General features: G+C 62.5%; 15 protein-coding genes. 7 read left to right on the top strand and 8 right to left on the bottom strand.

Annotation, left to right across the window (positions count from 1 at the left end; translation table 11 throughout):
- The first annotated feature begins 6 nt into the window (after positions 1-6).
- The 7 genes from BM403_RS23835 (at position 7) to BM403_RS23805 (ending at position 10,576) form a co-directional block, all read left to right on the top strand.
- Positions 7-1,578: an ABC transporter ATP-binding protein gene (locus BM403_RS23835; protein WP_093545286.1), complete on the top strand. Its 1,572-nt coding sequence runs from the start codon at positions 7-9 to the stop codon at positions 1,576-1,578.
- Between the two features lie 59 nt (positions 1,579-1,637).
- Positions 1,638-3,038: a sigma-54 interaction domain-containing protein gene (locus BM403_RS23830; RefSeq protein ID WP_012723829.1), complete on the top strand. Its 1,401-nt coding sequence runs from the start codon at positions 1,638-1,640 to the stop codon at positions 3,036-3,038.
- 295 nt (positions 3,039-3,333) lie between these two features.
- Positions 3,334-4,725: a GntP family permease gene (locus BM403_RS23825; protein ID WP_012723828.1), complete on the top strand. Its 1,392-nt coding sequence runs from the start codon at positions 3,334-3,336 to the stop codon at positions 4,723-4,725.
- Between the two features lie 7 nt (positions 4,726-4,732).
- On the top strand, positions 4,733-5,506 hold the full coding sequence (locus BM403_RS23820; protein ID WP_046034061.1) for a 3-hydroxybutyrate dehydrogenase: 774 nt from the start codon (positions 4,733-4,735) through the stop codon (positions 5,504-5,506).
- A 161-nt stretch (positions 5,507-5,667) separates the two neighbouring features.
- The gene (locus BM403_RS23815; protein ID WP_046034059.1) at positions 5,668-7,626 is read left to right on the top strand and encodes an acetoacetate--CoA ligase; all 1,959 of its coding nucleotides are present in this window, start codon (positions 5,668-5,670) and stop codon (positions 7,624-7,626) included.
- Between the two features lie 135 nt (positions 7,627-7,761).
- Positions 7,762-10,257 carry a hybrid sensor histidine kinase/response regulator gene (locus tag BM403_RS23810; RefSeq protein ID WP_012723825.1) on the top strand — a complete coding sequence of 832 codons (2,496 nt, stop codon included), beginning with the start codon at positions 7,762-7,764 and terminating at the stop codon, positions 10,255-10,257.
- A 43-nt stretch (positions 10,258-10,300) separates the two neighbouring features.
- Positions 10,301-10,576, top strand: a complete 276-nt coding sequence (locus BM403_RS23805) for a peptidylprolyl isomerase (protein WP_003174397.1) — start codon at positions 10,301-10,303, stop codon at positions 10,574-10,576.
- Positions 10,577-10,696: 120 nt separating this feature from the next.
- On the opposite strand, the gene BM403_RS23800 is transcribed toward BM403_RS23805, so the two are convergent.
- The 8 genes from BM403_RS23800 to BM403_RS23765 form a co-directional block, all read right to left on the bottom strand.
- Positions 10,697-11,605, bottom strand: a complete 909-nt coding sequence (locus tag BM403_RS23800) for a sugar kinase (RefSeq protein WP_046034057.1) — start codon at positions 11,603-11,605, stop codon at positions 10,697-10,699.
- A gap of 117 nt (positions 11,606-11,722) precedes the next feature.
- Complete coding sequence (locus BM403_RS23795; RefSeq protein WP_093545283.1) at positions 11,723-12,931, bottom strand: amino acid deaminase; 1,209 nt, start codon at positions 12,929-12,931, stop codon at positions 11,723-11,725.
- An 8-nt stretch (positions 12,932-12,939) separates the two neighbouring features.
- Positions 12,940-13,704, bottom strand: a complete 765-nt coding sequence (locus tag BM403_RS23790) for an IclR family transcriptional regulator (RefSeq protein ID WP_012723822.1) — start codon at positions 13,702-13,704, stop codon at positions 12,940-12,942.
- Positions 13,705-13,811: 107 nt separating this feature from the next.
- Positions 13,812-14,201, bottom strand: a complete 390-nt coding sequence (locus tag BM403_RS23785) for a RidA family protein (protein WP_012723821.1) — start codon at positions 14,199-14,201, stop codon at positions 13,812-13,814.
- Between the two features lie 16 nt (positions 14,202-14,217).
- Positions 14,218-15,000 carry an amino acid ABC transporter ATP-binding protein gene (locus tag BM403_RS23780; protein ID WP_046034056.1) on the bottom strand — a complete coding sequence of 261 codons (783 nt, stop codon included), beginning with the start codon at positions 14,998-15,000 and terminating at the stop codon, positions 14,218-14,220.
- On the bottom strand, positions 14,997-15,659 hold the full coding sequence (locus BM403_RS23775) for an amino acid ABC transporter permease (protein WP_093545281.1): 663 nt from the start codon (positions 15,657-15,659) through the stop codon (positions 14,997-14,999). Before BM403_RS23775 ends, BM403_RS23780 begins: the two co-directional genes overlap by 4 nt.
- Before the next feature lie 11 nt (positions 15,660-15,670).
- On the bottom strand, positions 15,671-16,333 hold the full coding sequence (locus BM403_RS23770) for an amino acid ABC transporter permease (protein ID WP_093545278.1): 663 nt from the start codon (positions 16,331-16,333) through the stop codon (positions 15,671-15,673).
- A 51-nt stretch (positions 16,334-16,384) separates the two neighbouring features.
- A complete protein-coding gene (locus BM403_RS23765; RefSeq protein WP_012723817.1) occupies positions 16,385-17,233 on the bottom strand; it encodes a transporter substrate-binding domain-containing protein in 849 nt (282 codons plus the stop codon).
- Positions 17,234-17,290 lie beyond the last annotated feature (57 nt).

The following is a 17,290-nucleotide window of genomic DNA, read 5'->3' as shown; positions in this document are numbered from 1 at the left end:
TCCCCTATGAACCTGATCGAAATCCGCGACCTCAACGTCGCTTTCAGTGGCCAGACCGTGGTCCGCCACCTGAGCCTGGACGTTCGCCCCGGCGAGTGCATGGCGCTGGTGGGTGAGTCGGGCTCGGGCAAGTCGGTGACGGCCCATTCGATCCTGCAACTGCTGCCGGAAGCGGGCACCGACACCACCGGTTCCATCACGTATCGCGGCCAGGAGTTGATCGGCGCCTCGGCCTCGACGTTGCAGAAACTGCGCGGTGACCGCATTGCGATGATCTTCCAGGAGCCGATGACCTCCCTGAACCCGCTGCACAGCATCGAAAAGCAGATCGGCGAAACCCTGCTGCTGCACAAGGGCTTGGGCGGCAAGGCGGCGCAGGCGCGCATCCTCGAATTGCTCGAGCTGGTGGGCATCCAGAAACCCCAGGAACGCCTCAAGGCTTATCCGCATCAATTGTCCGGCGGCCAACGCCAACGGGTGATGATCGCCATGGCCCTGGCCTGCGAGCCGGAGCTGTTGATCGCCGACGAACCCACCACCGCCCTGGATGTGACCGTGCAGCGCAAGATCCTGCTGCTGCTCAAATCCCTGCAACAACGCCTGGGCATGTCGCTGCTGCTGATCAGCCATGACCTCAACCTGGTGCGCAGCATCGCCCAGCGCGTCTGCGTCATGCGCGCCGGCGAGATCGTTGAGCAGGCCGACTGTGAGACCTTGTTCACCGCGCCGCAGCATCCTTACAGCCAGTTGCTGCTGGATGCGGAACCGGCCGGTGATGCGCTGTGCAGCGATGCGCGCGAGACGGTGTTGCAAGTGGATGACCTGACCGTGCAATTCCCCCTTGGCGGCGGGTTGTTCCGCCGCAAGACCTACCTGCGTGCGGTGGACGGCATCAGCCTCAGCGTGCAGCGCGGCAAAACCCTGGGGATTGTCGGCGAGTCCGGCTCGGGCAAGTCCACGCTGGGCCAAGCGATCCTGCGTTTGCTCGACTCCACCGGCAGCATCCGCTTCCAAGGCGAAGCGCTCGACCCGTTGAATAACCAGCAAATGCGCCCTTGGCGCAAGCAGATGCAGGTGGTGTTCCAGGACCCCTACGGCAGCCTCAGCCCACGCATGACCGTGGAACAGATCATCAGCGAAGGTCTGGACGTGCACGCGCCGTGTAGCCTGGCCGACCGCGATGCGCAGGTGATCCAGGTGCTCAAGGACGTCGGCCTCGACCCTGCCAGTCGCCACCGCTACCCGCATGAATTTTCCGGTGGGCAGCGCCAACGCATCGCCATCGCTCGCGCCTTGGTACTCAAGCCGGCGCTGATGCTGCTGGATGAACCGACCTCGGCCCTCGACCGCACCGTGCAGAAGCAAGTGGTGGCATTGCTGCGTGAGCTGCAGGAGAAATACGGCCTGACCTACCTGTTTATCAGCCATGACCTGGCCGTGGTGCGGGCCATGGCCCATGACATGATTGTGGTCAAGGACGGTAAGGTGGTGGAGCGCGGCGCCAGCCATGAGGTGTTCGATGCACCGCAACACCCGTACACCCAAGAGCTGCTGGCAGCGGCGCACATCCCCTTGTAAACACGCCCGCTCCCACAAGGATCGCGATTCCATGTCCAATTTGTGTTGGTGGCCTAAACATGAACATCACCGATAACCTCAAGGACTACCAACAGGTTCGTGGCCTGGCCATCCAGTCGCTGTTCGAGATCATTGAGCAGTCCAGCGAAGGCACGGTGATTGTCGACCGCGACGCCAATATCGTCTGGATGAACGAGCGCTACGCCAAGCGCTTCGGCCTGAAAAGCGCCGACGAAGCCATCGGCCAGCCATGCGAGCAGGTGATTTCCAATAGCCTGTTGCGCCAGGTGGTGCGCAATGACCAGCCGATCCTGCTGGATATCCAGGACACGCCCAAGGGGCCACTGGTGGTGATGCGCTTGCCGATCCACAACGAGGCCGGCGCGGTGATCGGCGCAATCGGGTTTGCGTTGTTCGATGAGCTGCGCAACCTGTCGCCGCTGATCGAGCGCTACCTGAGCATGCAGCAAGAGCTGGCCTCGACGCGCTCGCTGCTGCGTTCACGCCAGAGCAAGTACAACTTCGCGCATTTCATCGGCACCAGCGCTGCCAGCCTCGAGGTGAAACGCCGGGCGCGGCGCAGTGCGAGTGCCGAATCGCCGGTATTGCTGCTGGGCGAGACCGGCACCGGCAAGGAATTGCTGGCCCAGGCGATACACGGTGCCTCCACGCGGGCGCACAAGGCCTTTGTCAGTATCAACAGCGCCGCGATTCCCGCTGACCTGCTGGAGGCCGAGTTCTTCGGCACCGCACCGGGCGCGTTTACCGGCGCCGACCGCAAGGGCCGTCCGGGCAAATTCCAGATTGCCCAGGGCGGCACCTTGTTCCTGGATGAAATCGGCGACATGCCGCTGCCGCTGCAAAGCAAACTGCTGCGGGTGTTGCAGGAAAAGGAATTCGAGCCGGTCGGCTCCAACGAGATGCTGCACAGCGATGTGCGCGTGATCGCGGCCACGTCCATGGACCTGGAAGCGGCGATCAAGCGCGGTGAGTTCCGCGCCGACCTGTATTACCGGCTGAATGTGCTGCCGATCCAGGTGCCGCCGTTGCGTGAACGGCTGGAGGATATTCCGGCATTGAGCGAGGCGATCCTGGAGGAGCTGCGCAGCCAGCATGAACTGGACCACGCGGCGTTGGCCTTGCTGGCACAGCATGCCTGGCCGGGGAATATCCGTGAACTGCGCAATGTGCTGGAGCGGGCGGCGTTGCTGAGTGATGACCTGGTGCTGAATGCCGGTGAGATTCGTGCGGCGATTGGCACTTTCACCCCCGTGGAACGTGGCAGTGCCTTGCCGGCGGTTGAGGGTGAGTCGTTCAGCGCAGCGCGGGAGCGGTTTGATCGGCAGGTGATTGGCGCGGCGTTGAGGGCGTGCGAGGGGAATGTGGTGGAAGCGGCCAAGCGGTTGGGGCTTGGGCGGTCGACGCTGTACAAGAAGATGGTGGCCCTGGGCATCGACTGATCTCTAAAAAGAGACACCATTATCAATATAGAGACCTTCCAATGTGGGAGGGGGCTTGCCCCCGATGGCAGTGTGTCAGTCAACTCACAAGCAACTGAAACACAGCCATCGCGGGCAAGCCCCCTCCCACATTGGCTCATCATTTGTCTCATTTTAGAGACAGCATCTGAAACGGCACACCACCCACCAAAGATTATCTATATTTTTCAACCACTTAAATAATTGGCACACATCTCGCTATAGCCCTTCTCCAAAGCCTCACCCCACAAAAATAACAATTCGATGGAGACACACCATGAGTGTGATCATTGCCCTGGCAGCCCTCGCGCTGCTGATGCTGGCTGCGTACCGTGGCTATAGCGTTATCCTGTTTGCCCCCATCGCCGCCCTCGGCGCTGTCCTGCTCACTGACCCTTCCGCCGTCGCCCCTGCGTTTACCGGGGTGTTCATGGAGAAGATGGTTGGCTTCATCAAACTGTACTTTCCGGTGTTCCTGCTTGGCGCGGTGTTCGGCAAGCTGATCGAGCTGTCGGGCTTTTCACGCTCGATCGTGGCGGCGGCGATCCGCTTGCTCGGCACGCGCCAGGCGATGCTGGTGATCGTGCTGGTCTGCGCCCTGCTCACCTACGGCGGCGTGTCGCTGTTCGTGGTGGTGTTTGCGGTGTACCCGTTCGCGGCGGAGATGTTCCGCCAGAGCAATATCCCCAAGCGCCTGATCCCGGCGACCATCGCCCTCGGCGCGTTCTCGTTCACCATGGACGCCCTGCCCGGCACGCCGCAGATCCAGAACATCATCCCCAGCACGTTCTTCAACACCACGGCCTGGGCCGCGCCCTGGCTGGGGTTGATCGGTACGATCTTCGTGTTCTGCGCCGGCATGCTGTACCTGGCGCGCCAGCGCAACAAGGCGCAACGTGCCGGTGAAGGTTATGGCACCGATCTGCGCAACGAGCCGGAAACCGCCGAAAACCTCACCCTGCCCAACCCGTGGATCGCGCTGTCGCCGCTGATCCTGGTGGGCGTGATGAACCTGTTGTTCACCCACTGGATCCCGCAGTGGTACGGCAAGACCCACAGCCTCAGCTTGCCGGGGATGAGCACGCCGGTGACCACCGAAATCGCCAAGCTGACGGCGATCTGGGCGGTGCAGGCCGCATTGCTGGTGGGCATCGTCATGGTGCTGGTGTTTGGCTGGTCGGCGATCAAAAGCAAACTCGCCGAAGGCAGTAAAAGTGCGGTCAGCGGTGCGCTGCTGGCGGCGATGAACACCGCGTCGGAATACGGCTTTGGTGCGGTGATCGCCTCGCTGCCGGGCTTTCTGGTGCTGGCGGACTGGCTCAAGGGCATCCCCAACCCGCTGGTCAACGAGGCGATCACCGTGACCCTGCTGGCCGGTATCACCGGCTCTGCTTCCGGCGGTATGAGCATCGCCCTGGCGGCCATGTCCGAGAGCTTTATTTCGGCGGCCCATGCGGCCAATATCCCCCTTGAAGTGCTGCACCGCGTCGCGGCCATGGCCAGCGGCGGCATGGACACCCTGCCCCACAACGGCGCGGTGATCACGCTGCTGGCGGTCACCGGCCTGACCCACCGCGAAGCCTACAAGGACATTTTCGGCATCACGATCATCAAGACCCTCGCGGTGTTCGTGGTGATCGGTACTTTCTATGCCACCGGCATTGTGTGAGGTTTTCATGACGACATTGAACGGCAAGACCGCCCTGGTCACCGGTTCCACCAGCGGCATCGGCCTGGGCATCGCCCTGAGCCTGGCCAAGGCCGGCGCCAACCTGATCCTCAACGGCTTCGGCGATGCCAGTGCGGTCATCGCCCAGGTGCAGGCCTTCGGCGGCAAGGTCGGCCACCACCCGGCCGACGTCAGCGACCCGGCGCAGATCGCCGACATGATCGCTTACGCCGAGCGTGAGTTCGGCGGCGTGGACATCCTCGTCAACAACGCCGGCATCCAGCACGTGGCGGCGGTCGAAGACTTCCCCGCCGAGCGCTGGGACTCGATCATCGCGATCAACCTGTCGTCGGTGTTCCACAGCACGCGTTTGAGCTTGCCGGGGATGAAAGCCAAGGGCTGGGGGCGTATCGTCAACATCGCTTCGGTGCATGGCCAGGTCGGTTCGGTGGGCAAGGCAGCGTACGTGGCGGCCAAGCATGGCGTGATTGGCTTGACCAAAGTGGTCGGGCTGGAAACGGCCACCAGCAACGTCACCTGCAACGCGATTTGCCCGGGCTGGGTATTGACGCCGCTGGTGCAGAAACAGATCGATGATCGCGCCGCCAACGGCGTGGACCCGCAGCAGGCCCAGCATGATTTGCTCGCGGAGAAGCAGCCGTCGCTGGAGTTTGTAACGCCGCCGCAGTTGGGTGAACTGGTGCTCTTCTTGTGCAGCGAGGCCGGCAGCCAAGTGCGCGGCGCAGCGTGGAATATCGATGGAGGCTGGCTGGCCCAGTAACAGCGGACACTGGCATTCAAAATGTGGGAGGGGGCTTGCCCCCGATGAGGCAGTGCCAGTTGATACATCGGGTGGTTGACACACCGCAATCGGGGGCAAGCCCCCTCCCACATTGGCCCGGTGTTGCCTGGATGAATTAATACATAAAAAGAGACCTGCCTATGTCCGAGATCCTCTGGCAACCCTCCCCGGAGCGCATCGCCAACACGCGGATGGACCAGTTCCGGCGCTTTATCAATGACCGCTACAGCGTGCAGCTCAGCGACTACCCGGCCCTGCACCAGTGGAGCATCGACCAGCGCCCGGACTTCTGGCGGGCGATCGTGGCGTTCTTCGACGTGCAGTTTCGCAGCCCGCCCAGCGCAGTGCTGATCGAAGACGCCGAGATGCCCAGCGCCCAGTGGTTTCCCGGCGCGACCCTGAACTTTGCCGAGCACCTGTTGCGCCGGCGCGATGATCACCCGGCCGTGGTGGCCATCAGCGAAGACGGCCAACGCGAACAATTGACCTACGCCGAACTCGCCGAACATGTCGCCGGCCTGCAAAAAAGCTTGCGGGCTGCCGGTGTCACTCAGGGCGACCGCGTCGCCGCGTGCATGCCCAACACTTGGCAAACCCTGGTGGGCATGCTTGCCACCACCAGCCTCGGGGCGATCTGGTCGTGTTCATCGCCGGACTTCGGCACCCAGGGTGTGATTGACCGATTCGGCCAGATCGAACCCAAGGTGCTAATCACCTGCGCGGGCTACCGCTATGCCGGTAAAGACATCGACCAGACCGCCAAGCTGAATGAAATCCTCGCGCGCCTGCCGTCCCTGGAGCAGTTGATCATTGTGCCGTACGCACGGCCCCAGGCACGGGTCGAGGACTATCAGACCCATGCCCGCGTCACGCGGTGGTCGGACTTCTACCCGCCTGGCGGCGAACCGGAATTCGTCGCGGTGCCGTTCGATCATCCGCTTTATATTCTCTATTCCAGCGGCACCACCGGCGTGCCCAAGTGCATCATCCACGGCACCGGTGGCGTGCTGCTCACGCACCTCAAGGAACACGGCCTGCATGCGGACCTATCCCGCGATGACTGCCTGTTCTACTACACCACCTGCGGCTGGATGATGTGGAACTGGCTGGTGTCGGTACTGGCCATCGGCGCCACGGCGGTGCTGTATGACGGCTCGCCGTTTCATCCGGGACCAGAGCGCCTGATTGACCTGATCGACGCGGAAAAGATCAGCGTGTTCGGCACCAGCCCCAAGTTTCTCGCCACGCTGGAAAAGGCCGGGTTGCAACCGCGCCTGAGCCATGACCTGGGCAGCCTTAAAGGGCTGATTTCGACCGGCTCGCCGCTGTCGCCGCAGAGCTACGACTACGTGTACCGCGAGATCAAGGGCGAGCTGTGCCTGTCATCGATGTCCGGTGGCACCGATATCGTCTCCTGCTTTGTGATCGGCAACCCGGTGTTGCCGGTGCGGCGCGGCGAAATGCAGTGCAAGAGCCTGGCAATGGCGATTGAAGTGTGGGACGACCAGGGCCAGCCGCTGGTCGGCGAAAAAGGCGAACTGGTGTGCACCCGGCACTTTCCGGCCATGCCCATCGGCTTGTGGAACGACCCGGATCGCCAGAAGCTGCGCGCCTCGTATTTCAGCCAGTTCCCCGGTGTCTGGGCCCAGGGCGACTATGCCGAGCAACGCCCCAACGGCAGCCTGTTGATTCACGGGCGTTCCGACGCGGTGCTCAACCCCGGTGGCGTGCGCATCGGCACGGCAGAGATTTATCGCCAGGTGGAAAAAGTCCCGCAGGTGCAGGAGAGCCTGGCCATTGGCCAACGCTGGCAGGATGACGTACGGGTGGTGCTGTTCGTGCGCCTCAATGACGGTGTCGAGCTGGATGAAGCCCTTGAGCAGCAGATCCGCCAAGTGATCCGCGCCAACACCACACCCCGCCACGTACCGGCGAAGATCCTCGCTGTCACCGATATCCCCCGCACCATCAGCGGCAAGATCGTTGAACTGGCGGTGCGCAATGTGGTGCACGGCGAACCGGTGAAGAACACCGACGCCCTGGCCAACCCGCAAGCCCTGGAACAGTTTCGCGACCGGCCCGAACTGACTGAAAGGTGAAAGGTTTCAGCGCTGACGCACTCATTTGAAGACAATCCCCGAATGCATGCTATTTTTCGGGGGTAGTCACCCATTCCCGACTCACGGGATAATGGGTGTTGTCATCTTTCAAAGCGTTACGCTCAGGGTTTTTACATGAAGGCAACCTCCACCGGCAGCGAAGCCGCCGCAATGATTGCGCGGCTGGACTGGGCGCAAAGCCCCCTCGGTGAGGCCAATGAGTGGCCGCAAAGCCTGCGCACGGCCGTGGATATCGTCGTCCACTCGCCGATGCCGATGCTCCTGCTGTGGGGCGACCAACTGACGCAACTCTACAACGACGCCTTCGCCCAGTTGGCCGGCAACAAGCACCCCGACGCCATGGGCCAACCGGCGCACCAGACCTGGCCGGAGCTGGAAAGCTTTACCGCGCCGATCTACGATGCCGTGCTCAGTGGCCAGGTGCGTACCTTCAGCGAGCAGCGCTTCGTACTGCAACGCCATAATCGCGACACTGAGATCTGGCTGGACCTGACTTACAGCCCGATCCGCGACGAAAGCGGGTGTGTCGCCGGCATCCTGGTCACCGCCATCGAAACCAACGAACGCCGCAAGGCCCAGCACAACACCGAACAACGCTTGCAGCTTGCACTGGCGGCGACCGACGCGGTGGGCACCTGGGACTGGGATATCGGCGAGGACCACTTTATCGCCGACGCCCACTTCGCCTACCTGCACGGCGTCGACCCCAGCGAGGCTGGCAGGCTGCCGATCAGCGACTACCTGCAAGGCGTGCACCCCGAAGACCGGGGCATGGTGGCGCGCAGCATCAAGCATTGCATCACCTTCGGCACCGAGTACGCCGAAGAGTACCGCCTGTTGCAAGCCGACGGCCAGGTGCGCTGGGTGTTCGCCCGCGGACGTTGCTACAAGGATCACCAAGGCCGCCCGGCGCGCTTCCTCGGCGCCGCGCTGGACCTCACCGAGCGCAAACACACCGAGCAGGCGCTGCGCCAAAGCCAGACCGAGCTGCAACTGATCATCAACGCCATGCCGGTGCTGATCGGCTATGTCGACCATGAACAGCGTTTTCGCCTGAACAACAGTGCGTACCTGGAGTGGTACGGCATGACGCCCCAGGAGCTGTACGGCAAGACCATCCGCGAAGTGCTCGGTGACGAGGTGTATGCCGGGCGCGCGGACAAGATCGCCGCCGCGCTGAAGGGCAAGCCCTGCAGCTTCATGACCATCACACCGCACTGCGACGGGCGGCCACGCCATGCCTTGATGAAGTACCTGCCGCGCTTCAGCACTGACGGCTCGGTGAATGGTTTCTACATCTTTGTGATCGATGAGACCGAACGCAAACTCACCGAAGAAGCCCTGCGCCACCTTAACGAAAACCTTGAGGAACGGGTCGCCCAGCGCACCCAGGCACTGGCCGAGGCCAACCAACGCCTGCAAAACGAAATGTTCGAGCGCGAACGCGCCGAAGATGCCCTGCGCCATGCGCAGAAGATGGAAGCGGTGGGCCAGCTCACCGGCGGTATCGCCCACGACTTCAACAACATGCTCACCGGCATCATCGGCAGCCTGGACCTGATGCAGCGCTATATCGCCGCCGGGCGTAGCGATGACATCGGGCGCTTTACCGATGCCGCAGTGTCCTCGGCCCATCGTGCCGCCGCCCTGACCCACCGGTTACTGGCCTTCTCGCGGCGCCAGTCGTTGGACCTTCAACCGCTGAACCCGAACCAGTTGGTGGCCTCCCTGGAAGATTTATTCCGGCGGACCAAAGGTGCGCATATCACACTCAACGTGCAACTGGGCCACGACATCTGGCCGGTGAACACCGACGCCAGCCAACTGGAAAACGCCCTGCTCAACCTGGTGATCAATGCCCGTGACGCCATGCCCGATGGCGGCGAGATACTCATCGAAACCGCCAACAGCTACCTGGACGGCACCGACATCACCACCCTGGAACCGGTCAAGGCCGGCGACTACGTGATGCTCGGTGTGTGTGACAACGGTACCGGCATGGCGCCGAAAATCCTCGCCAAGGCGTTCGACCCCTTCTTCACCACCAAACCCATCGGCCAGGGCACCGGCCTGGGGCTGTCGATGATTTACGGGTTTGCCCAGCAGTCCGGTGGCCACGTGACGATTCAGAGTGAACCGGGCCAGGGCACCTGCGTGCGACTGTACCTGCCGCGCCTGCACGGTACGTCGCTGGAAAGCAACCTGCCGCCCCACTCGGGCGAGGCGCCATTGGCGCTGGCGGGTGAAGCGGTCGTGGTGGTCGAGGACGACCCGGCGGTGCGCATGCTGGTGGTCAATGTACTCGATGAGCTGGGCTACACCGCACACCAGGCCGCCGATGCGCGTACCGCATTGCCGCTGTTGGAATCGGACTTGCGCGTGGACTTGCTGGTCACCGACGTCGGCCTGCCCGGCATGAACGGCCGACAACTGGCCGAGATCGCCCGCCAGCACCGGCCGGGCCTGCGCGTGCTGTTCATGACCGGTTACGCCGAGAAAGCCGCCGAGCGCCAGGGGTTCCTCGAGGACGGCATGGACATGGTCGCCAAGCCGTTTTCCATCGACCTGCTGGCGACCAAAATCCGCAGCATGATCAGCGTCGACCCATGAGTTCAGGCATAATCGCGCGCCGTCGCACACCTGGTAGAGATCAATGAAAGCCCAAGCCCGTCATATCCTGGTGAAAACCAGCGAAGAAGCCGAACAACTCAAGCAGCGTATCGCCAAGGGCGAGGCGTTTGATGTGCTGGCCAAGAAGTACTCCACCTGCCCGTCCGGCAAACGCGGCGGTGATTTGGGCGAAGTGCGGCCAGGGCAGATGGTGGGGGCGATTGATGCGGTGATCTTCAAGAAGCCGGTGAAGGTGGTTCACGGGCCGATCAAGAGCAAGTTTGGGTATCACTTGGTGCAGGTGTTTTACCGGGATTGAGGGGTTGGCGGCGGACCGCTATCGGGGGCAAGCCCCCTCCCACAAGTGACTGCATTCCTCCAGATGAAATGCGGTCAACTGTGGGAGGGGGCTTGCCCCCGATCCGCCGCAGGCGGCCATTCACCCCCTGGGAATCAGCGCCCCCGGCACCTGGATAACCCGGCTGGCCAACCGATGCCCGGCCAAAGCCGCCGCCTCTGGAGTACCGCCCTTAAACCGACTGGCCAGGTACGCCGCACTGAACGAATCCCCCGCCGCCGTCGTATCCACCACCTGTTCGACCTTGATCGCCGGCACCGCAAACCGCTCGCCCTTGCACCGGATCAGGCACGCATCCGCGCCACGTTTGAGCACCACTTCTTCAATCGCCGGGTACGCCGCGAACACTTGCTCACTGTCGGCGTAGCCAAACAACGCCCGCTCGTCATCCTCGGTCAGCAAGGCGATATCCACTTCTGCCAACACCGTGCGATACGCCGCGCGCGCCGCCTCGACACTGGCCCACAACCGCGGCCGGTAGTTGTTGTCGAACACCACCTTGCCGCCGCGCCGACGGGTTTCTATAAGGGTCTGCAGTAAACGCCCACGGCCAATTTCCCCCAGCACTGCCAGGGTGATGCCGCTGAAATACACCACGGCATAGTCCGGCAAGGCGGCCAGGATCGGTTCGGCGGCGGGCGTGGTGAAGCAGTCGCGTACGGCGGCTTCGTTGCGCCAGTAGAGGAACTTGCGCTCGCCGTTGGCGTCGGTCTGGATGCAGTACAAGCCTGGCAAACGTCCGGCCAGGCGCTGGACCATGCCCAGGCCGAGGCCTTCCTCCGTCCATTGCCGGCACATGGCATCGCTGAAACTGTCGTCGCCCAGGGCGGTGACGTAGTCGACGCTGCCGGTGTCGCCCAGTTCGCGACGCAGGTACACCGCGGTGTTCAGGGTGTCGCCGCCGAAGCTCTGGTGCAAGCTGCCGTCGGCGCGATGTTGCAGTTCGATCATGCATTCGCCGATCAGGGCGATTCGGAGTTGGGTGTTCATAGTGATTGTCTCGGGCGTGGCTGATGGCCTCATCGGGGGCAAGCCCCCTCCCACCGTTTGATGTGTGAACCTATTCAATGGTGGGAGGGGGCATACCCGCGATAGGAACGGCGCGGTCTAGAAGCAGGTATGCAGAGACTCGATGACCTGCAACTGCTCATCCACCAGGCAGCCGACCTGCCACTTGTCAAAGGTCAGGCACGGGTGCGAAGTGCCGAACGAAATGATGTCGCCAATACGCAGTTCAACCCCAGGCGCTACGGTCATGAACGCGTGCTGGTCCATCACCGCCGTGACCTTGCACGCCCCCACGTCATCGCCTTGCGCCGGGAGAATCCCGGCCTTGTAGCGCTTGAGCGGCACCGGCAGGCCGGCGTCGTAGGCAACGTCGCGCTTGCCCAGGGCGATCACCGCAAAGCCCGGCTCGGGCATCGATTGCACGTGGGCCCAGACTTCCAGGGCCGGGCGCAAGCCTTCGCTGAGGTCGCTGCGGCGGTCGAGCACGCAGCATTGCGCGTCTTTGTAGATGCCGTGGTCATGGGCCACGTAGCTGCCGGGGCGCAGCACGCTGAGGAAGCGACCGGCAGCGTTTTGCTCTTCGAACGACTCGGCGATCAGGTCATACCAGGCCGAACCCGAGGCCGTGATGATCGGCTTGGGCAAGTCGAAAGCGCCATTGTTCTGCAGGTCCACCGCCAGGCGCACCAGGCTGGCCGCGAAGTCGCGGATGCCGCTGATGGCGTGCTCGCCGTGGATCACACCTTCATAGCCTTCGATACCGGTGAGGGCCAGGGACGGCTGCGCCTTGATCGACTTGGCCAAGTCGCGCACCTCCTGCTCGCTGCGGCACCCGCAACGGCCACCGACCACGCCGTATTCGATCATCACGTTCAGGCGCAAGCCACGGGCGGCGAAGAACAGGCCCAGGTCGGCAACGTTATCGGGGTGATCGACCATGCAGTGGAAGTCGAAATCCGGGTCGGCCAGCAGGTCGGCGATCAGCGCCATGTTCGGCGCGCCCACCAGTTGGTTAGCCATCAGCACACGGCGTACACCGCCGGCGTAGGCCGCGCGGGTCTGCACCGCGTTGGCCAGGGTGATGCCCCAGGCGCCTTGGGCGAGCTGGCGCTGGAACAGCGCCGGCATCATGCTGGTCTTGCCGTGGGGCGCGAGTTCCGCGCCGCTCTTGCTGACAAAGTCCTGCATCCAGCGGATGTTGTGTTCCAGGGCGTCGCGGTGCAGCACCAGGGCCGGCAGGCTGACATCGCGGACCAGGTGGGCACCGACGGCGGCGGCGCCTTTTTCAACAGCGTTGAGGGCAGACATGGAAACTCCTATTCGTTGATGCGCCGGGCCAGGTTGTTGGCGCTTTCGATCAACACCCGGCGATAGTCGTTGTAGTTTTTGCTGGCATCGGCGCGTGGGGCGACGATGCACAGGGTCGCAATGCTGATGCCTTGCGCGTCCCGCACCGGGGCGGCAAAGCAATGGGTAAAGGTGTCGGCCACGCTGTCGAAGGAAAAGAACCCATCGAGGGTGGCCTGGCGGATTTGTGCCAGGAACGTCTCCAGCGGCAGGCGCTGGCCGTCCGGCAGGATGAAGTCATCGTGGTCGATCAGGTCGACGATCTGCTGGTCACTCAAGTGCCCCAGCAACAGGCGCCCGGACGCCGTCCACGGGATCGGTGCGTTTTCACCGATGTCCGAGGAAATGCGAAAATGCCGCTCGCCCTCGCGCATCAGCGCCACTGTGTATTTGCGCCCGTTGAGCAGGCACATCTGCGCGGTTTCGTGGGTCTGGCTGACGATCTCCTGCAAGGCATGGTCGGCCTCGCGGGTCAGGTCAAAATGACGCAAGTGCGCCTGGCCGAGAAAGTACAACTGGCGGCCGAGGTAAACGTGGCCGTCCTTGCCCACCGTTTCCAGGATGCGTCGCTCCAGGAGGGACGCGACCAATTCGTAGACGGTGGACTTGGGGCTGCCGATGCCGCTGGCAATATCATTCGGGCGCAGGGGCTGACCGATTTCCTTGAGAAAATCGAGGATATCGAATGCACGGTCCAGGCCTTTGGCGCGGCGTTTGATGGTGTCTTCGGTCATGGCAATTTCGGTCCGGTCGAAGTTGTTGGGTACGACACAATTCTACTGTGGAAGGGGGCTTGCCCCCTCCCACATTGGATTTGCGGTGGGCTTGAGAGTGGGGGCATTTAGCCTTTTTTCTTGTAGGCCACGCAATCGATCTCCACCTTGCAATCAACCATCATGTTGGCCTGCACACAGGCGCGCGCCGGGGCGTGTTCCGGGGTGAAGTATTCGCCGAACACCTTGTTGAAACTCCAGAAGTCCCGTGGGTCTTCCAGCCACACACCAACGCGCACCACGTCTTTGAGCTCGTAGCCGGCTTCTTCAAGGATCGCCACCACGTTGCGCAGGGTCTGGCGGGTTTGCTCGATGATCCCGCCGGTGATGATTTCGCCGTCCACCGCAGGCACTTGGCCCGAGACGTACAACCAACCGTCCGCTTCCACGGCGCGGGCGAAGGGACGGGGCTGGCCGCCGCCGGCAGTACTGCCGGCACCGTAACGAGTGATGCTCATAAAACTATGCTCCTGATTAAAAACGAATGTTCTTGAGAAATTCCGCCAGGCGCGGCGATTGCGGGCGTTCAAAAATATCCTTCGAGGTGCCCTGCTCTTCAATGCGGCCCTGGTTCATGAAAACGATTTTGTCCGAGACTTCATAGGCAAAGCGCATCTCGTGGGTGACCAGCAACATGGTCATGCCCTCCTCCGCCAGGCCCTTGATCACGCTGAGCACTTCGCCCACCAATTCCGGGTCGAGGGCCGAGGTGACTTCGTCAAACAGCATCAGGCTGGGGTTCATCGCAATCGCACGTGCAATCGCCACACGCTGTTGCTGGCCGCCGGACAGCTGGCCGGGAAAGTGGTTGCGGCGCTCCAAAAGTCCTACGCGGTCCAGCCATTTTTCTGCCAATACCACTGCCTCGTCCTTAGGCATTTTCTTAACTTTCAATAAGCCCAAGGTGACGTTCTGTAACGCGGTCAAGTGCGGGAACAGGTTGAACTGCTGGAACGCCATGCCGGTCATCGCCCGGTGCTGGGCAATCACGCGCTCGGGGTGACGCACGCGCTTGCCGGCGATTTCGCTGTAGCCGATGGACTCCCCATCCAGGGTGATCTGCCCGCCCTGGAATTCCTCCAGCAGGTTGACGCAGCGCAACAGCGTGGTCTTGCCCGAGCCGCTGGACCCGATCAAGGTCACCACATTGCCGCGCTGCATGGACAGGTCGACGCCCTTGAGCACTTCGACCTCACCGTATTGTTTACGCAGGCCGCGGATGTTCAGCAGCGGTGGGTTGGTTTGAGGTTGGTTCATGGCAAGGCCACCCGCTTTTCAATGTAGCGCCCGAATAACTCGATGGCGTAGTTGATGACAAAGAACAGAAACCCGGCGAACAGGTAGAACTCCAGGGTCATGAAAGTGCGCGCAATCACTTGCTGGGTGCTCAGCAGCAACTCGGCCACGCCGATCACCGAGAGCAAGGTCGAGGCCTTGACGATTTCCGTGGAGGAATTGACCCAGGTCGGCAGGATCTGGCGCAGCGCCTGGGGCAACAGCACGTAACCCAGGGACTGGTAGAACGTCAGGCCGATCGCCTTGCCCGCTTCCAGTTGCCCACGGGGAATGGCTTGCAGCGCACCGCGCACGATTTCCGAAACGTGGGAGCCGCAGAACAGCGTCAGCCCGACCGCACCGGCCTGGAACGCGCTGATCTGCCAACCGAGCGCCGGCAGCATGTAGAAACACGCCAATACCAGTACAAACACCGGCGTGCCACGGATCAGGTCGACGTACAGGCGGAACGGCGCACGCATCCAGAATTTGCCGTAGGTGAGGACCAATCCGGTGACGATGCCGATCAGGGTGCCAAAGATAATCGCCAACGCTGACACATAAACGCTGGCTTGGAAGCCCGCCCAGAGGGTATCCCGGGCGATCCACAACTCATGCAACCAGCTGGGGGATTCGTACATGGAAACCTTCCTTAACGACGGATCGCCAGACGCTGTTCCAGGTAACGGAGCAGCATGGCAATGAGGTAACAGGCGGCCACGTAGAGCGCGGTCGTGACCAGCCAGGTTTCAATCACCCGGTAGCTTTCGACGTTGATCTTGCGGGCGTAATAGGTCAGCTCGGGCACCGCGATGGCGGCGGCGAGCGAGGTGTCCTTGAACAGCGAAATGAAGTTGTTCGACAGCGCGGGCAGCACGTTGCGCAGCATCACCGGCACGGTGATGTAGGCACGGATACGCCACTCACCCAAACCGATGGCCAGCCCGGCTTCACGCAAGCCCTTGGGAATGTTCAACAGCCCGGCGCGGAATACTTCGGTCAGGTAGGCACCGGCGTACAGCGACAAGGTGATGATGAACGACGGGATCTTGTCCAGGCGGATGCCCAGGCTGGGCAAGGCGAAGTAGATCAACAGGATCAGCACGAGGATCGGCGTATTGCGGATCACCGTCACGTACACCGAGGCGAGCACGCGCAGCGCCTTGTGCCTGGACAGCATGGCAAACGCCATCATCAGGCCGATCACGCAGCCCATCGCAATCGACAGCAGCGCCAGCTCAAGGCCCAGGCCGAGCCCCGCCAGCAAGCTGGGGAAGTCGCGCCACACGGCGGCAAAGTTCAACTGATAGTTCATGGTCGGCAGTACCTGATTGGGGCGCCTTCAGCGACGCCCCAGGTTTTCGATTTACTTGAACTCAACCGGGAAGCCGATCGCCGGCTCCGGCAGGTCCACACCGAACCATTGCTTGAACGAGGCCTTGTAGGTCGGGAACTCCACGCCGGTCATGGCTTCATGCAGCGCGGTGTTGACGAAGTTCAGCCAGTCCTGGTCGCCACGCTTGACGGCGCACGCGTAGGTCTGTGGGCTCCAGGCGTAGGCCGGGCTGCGGTAGCGGCCTGGGTTCTGCACCATCAGGTACTTGACCGAGGACTGGTCGGTGGCGGCGGCATCGGCGCGACCGGAGTTCACGGCCTGGTACATCAGGTCGACGCTGTCGTACTGGTCGACCTTGGCCTTGGGCAGCGCCTGGTGCACCAGCTCTTCGGCGTAGACGTTTTGCAGCACGGCCACGGTGACGCCGTCGCCGGCGGCCTGCAGGTCTTCGATCTCTTTGTACTTGCTGTTGTTCGGCAGCAGCAGGCCCACGCCTTCGCGGTAGTACGGCAGGGTGAAGGCCACCTGCTGCGCACGGCTGGCGGTGACGGTGATGAACTGGCAACTCATGTCGACCTTGTCGGTCAGCAAGTTGGGAATCCGTGCATCGGAGGACTGCACCACGAACTCGACCTTGCTCGGGTCGTTGAACAAGCCCTTGGCCACAATGCGGCCGATGTCGATATCAAACCCCTGCAACTTGCCATCCGCTCCCTGGAAGTGCCACGGCGCATTGGTACTGCCTGTACCCACGATCAGGTGCCCACGCTTGAGCACATCATCGAGCTTGCTGTCCGCCGCCTGCACTACGCTGGCGAGGGAAGCCGATGCGGCGAAGAGAAAAACACACGCTTTAAACACGGAAGGTCGGTGATGCATGACAAGCACTCCAGGAGTTGTGTATTCCGCTATACCGGAACTTAGTATGTAACAACG

The organism is Pseudomonas sp. OV546, from assembly GCF_900116845.1.
Classification (GTDB): domain Bacteria; phylum Pseudomonadota; class Gammaproteobacteria; order Pseudomonadales; family Pseudomonadaceae; genus Aquipseudomonas; species Aquipseudomonas petroselini.
This window is presented reverse-complemented; position numbering and strand designations above follow the sequence as displayed.